2 protein-coding genes are annotated in these 3,457 nt (G+C 63.3%); both read left to right on the top strand.

Annotated elements, in window-relative coordinates:
• Positions 1-384 precede the first annotated feature (384 nt).
• Positions 385-1,491, top strand: a complete 1,107-nt coding sequence (locus QMX88_RS29055; RefSeq protein WP_282373694.1) for a Gfo/Idh/MocA family protein — start codon at positions 385-387, stop codon at positions 1,489-1,491.
• Between the two features lie 253 nt (positions 1,492-1,744).
• Positions 1,745-3,328, top strand: a complete 1,584-nt coding sequence (locus QMX88_RS29050; protein WP_192172041.1) for an aldehyde dehydrogenase (NADP(+)) — start codon at positions 1,745-1,747, stop codon at positions 3,326-3,328.
• Positions 3,329-3,457 lie beyond the last annotated feature (129 nt).

Below are 3,457 nucleotides of genomic sequence, written 5' to 3'. Positions count from 1 at the left end.
CTTGGGTGCAGGCTGAACGCAGGTCTCGCGGAGTGGGCCGAGCGGCATGGATGCCGCGAGAGCCGCCCCCCGCCATGGATGGCGGATGGCGGCGGGCCCACGGAGCGAGACCGGAGTGAAGGAACCCCGACGCAGGAGGGGCCCAACCAGGAGCAGGCACCCTTGGTTACTTGGGGTGCTTTTCCAAGTAACTCGCCGAAGGCGAAACAGTCTGCCCCCAGGCAGACGCTCTTGATCTTGATCTTGATCTTGATCTTGATCTTGATCTTGATCTTGATCTTGATCTTGGAAAGCGACCCACGATTGGATTGAACTTCTCACCCCGGAACCTGCCGACTACAGAGCTGCCGGACACACCGTCCGCTGAGAAATGGAGGCTTATACATGCCAGACGCAAACGGCAAAATCCGCTACGCAGTGGTCGCTGGAGGCTGGATCTCCCAAGGCGCATTCATGCCGGGACTCGAACAAACCGACAACTCCGTCATGACCGCCCTCGTCACCGGCGACCCCATCAAGGCCGACCAACTCGCGGCACTCTACGACCTCAAAAGCTACCACTACGACGAATTCGACACCCTGCTCAACTCCGGCGAAATCGACGCCATCTACCTGGCAACCCCCAACTTCCGCCATCGCGAATTCGCCGTTCCGGCACTCGAAGTCGGCATCCACGTGCTGCTCGAAAAGCCCATGGCCGCCAACGAAGAAGACTGCCTGGCCATCGCCGAAGCCGCCAAGCGCTCCGGCGCCAAACTGATGGTCGCCTACCGCCTGCACTTCGAGCCCGGCACCGTCGAAATGGTCCACCGCGTGCGCGCCGGCGACCTCGGCGATCTGCGCCTGTTCACCGCGACCTTCGCCCAGACCACCGACCCGGCCAACCACCGCATGCAGAGCGGCTTCGACGCAGGTCCCGTGGCCGACATGGGCCCCTACCCCATTAACGCCGTGCGCAACCTGTTTGCCGCCGAACCGATTGAAGTTCACGCCGTCGGCATCAAGACGCCGGGCCGCGAAATCAACACCTTCGACACGGTCAACGTGACACTGCGCTTTGCCGAAGAACGCCTTGCCACCTTCACGGTGAGTTACAGCCTGCCGTCCACAGAGCGTTTCCAGCTGATCGGCACCAAGGGCGAGTTTGAAGCCTCGCCCTGCTTCGGTTTCGGCGAAGGCGTGGCGATCGGTTACCGGGCGATCATCGACGGCCAGACCACCGAGCACACCCACCCGGTGGTCGACCAGTTCGGCGGTGAGACCCAGTACTTCTCCGACTGCATCCTGCAGGACCGCGAGCCCGAGCCGGACGGCGACGAAGGCTGGCGCGACGTGCGCGTGGTCGAGGCCATCGAACGCGCGCTGACCACCGGCCAGCCGCAGAAGCTCGAGCCCCTGCCGGAACGCCCGGGCATCAGCATCGAGCAAGCCCGTCGCCTGCCGCTGGCCAAGGTGCCCGAGTACATCAACACGGACGAGCCGAACGCCTGATCGACTTATGGGTCGGGTATGACTACCCGACGCATGTTGATCACCGCTCAATGCCCGGCTATTTTGATGGCCGGGCCTTGCTCAGCCCCCCCTCACGGCTGCGCGCCTTGCGGCTGAAAAAATGCAGTTGTATGATGACTGTCGACTTTGCGATGAGCCGCTGAGCTTGTCGCCGCTACGCTTCATACGATTTCGAATTCCCCATCAGGCTAAATGCCTGATCGATTCGCCCCAAAAATAACAGGAGAAGCAGATGCCTACCGTTCTCGGTCAGAACTTCATCGGCGGCGCCCGCAGTGGCCTCGGCGAAGCACGCCATAAAAGCCTCGACGCCACCACTGGCGAAGCACTGCCCTACACTTTCCATCAGGCCACCGACGCGGAAATCGACGCCGCTGCCTCGGCCGCCAAAGACGCCTTTCTTGAATTCCGCCAGTTGAGCCCGGCCCGTCGCGCCGAGTTCCTTGATGCCATCGCTGACGAACTCGACGCCCTGGGCGATGACTTCGTGGCCCTCGTTTGCCAGGAAACCGCGCTGCCGGCCGGTCGTATCCAGGGCGAGCGTGGCCGTACTTCCGGCCAGATGCGCCTGTTCGCCAAAGTCCTGCGCCGCGGCGACTTCCTGGGCGCGCGTATCGATCAAGCCCTGCCGGATCGCAAGCCGCTGCCACGTGTCGACCTGCGCCAGCAGCGCATCGGCGTGGGCCCGGTGGCCGTGTTCGGCGCCAGCAACTTCCCGCTGGCCTTCTCCACCGCCGGCGGCGACACCGCTTCGGCACTGGCTGCCGGTTGCCCGGTTGTGGTGAAAGCCCACAGCGGCCACATGGCGACGGCTGATCTGGTGGGCAACGCTATCATTCGCGCTGCCGAAAAAACCGGTATGCCAAAAGGCGTGTTCAACATGATCTTCGGCAGCGGCGTCGGCGAAGGCCTGGTCAAGCACCCGGCCATTCAAGCGGTCGGCTTCACTGGTTCGCTGCACGGCGGTAACGCCCTGTGCAAACTGGCCTCCGAGCGTCCGCAGCCGATTCCGGTCTTCGCCGAAATGTCGAGCATCAACCCGGTGGTCCTGCTGCCAGGCGCGCTGACGGCTCGCGGCACTGCCATCGCTGGCGAACTCGCCGCTTCCGTGGTCATGGGCGCAGGTCAGTTCTGCACCAACCCGGGTGTGGTCATCGGCATTCGCTCCCCTGCTCTGACCGCGTTCACCGAGCAGCTGACCGAGCACATGGGCGGTCAGCCACCTCAGACCATGCTCAACGAAGGCGGCCTGCGCAGCTACAGCAAAGGCGTCGAGAAGCTGCTGGCGCACAAGAGCGTCACGCACCTGGCCGGCAAGCCGCAGGAAGGCAAGCAGGCCCAGGCTCAGCTGTTCAAGGCCGACGTCAGCATGTTGCTGAACGGCGACGAATTGCTGCAGGAAGAAGTATTCGGCCCGACCACGCTGCTGATCGAAGTGGCAGACGACGCGGAACTGAAAGCCGCACTGCTGGCCCTGCGCGGCCAGTTGACCGCCACGCTGATCGGCGAAACCGCCGACTTGCAGAAGTACCAGTGGCTGGTGCCGGTGCTGGAAGAGAAAGTCGGCCGCATCCTGGTCAACGGCTACCCAACCGGTGTTGAGGTGTCCGATGCCATGGTTCACGGCGGTCCTTACCCGGCGACCTCCGATGCGCGCGGTACGTCGGTAGGCACCCTGGCGATCGATCGTTTCCTGCGCCCGGTCTGCTACCAGAACTACCCGGACAGCCTGCTGCCGGCGGCGCTGCAAAACGCCAACCCGTTGGGCCTAAAGCGCCTGGTGAACGGCGAATGGAGCACTGACGTCATCGCATGATGAAGGGGCTTGATTCGTCAGGTCCGATTCGTCAGACCTGAATCCTCAGACCTGAATCCTCAGACCCACAAAAACGGCGCGACCCTGTAAAGGGCCGCGCCGTTTTTTTTCCTGATGACACGTCTGGAG

The organism is Pseudomonas sp. PS02290 (assembly GCF_029960075.1).
Lineage (GTDB): Bacteria > Pseudomonadota > Gammaproteobacteria > Pseudomonadales > Pseudomonadaceae > Aquipseudomonas.
This window is presented reverse-complemented; position numbering and strand designations above follow the sequence as displayed.

Bases quoted from the DNA above. Each gene is read 5' to 3' on its own strand.
- QMX88_RS29055 (WP_282373694.1), top strand. From the start codon at position 385: ATGCCAGACGCAAACGGCAAAATCCGCTACGCAGTGGTCGCTGGAGGC.
- QMX88_RS29050 (WP_192172041.1), top strand. From the start codon at position 1,745: ATGCCTACCGTTCTCGGTCAGAACTTCATCGGCGGCGCCCGCAGTGGC.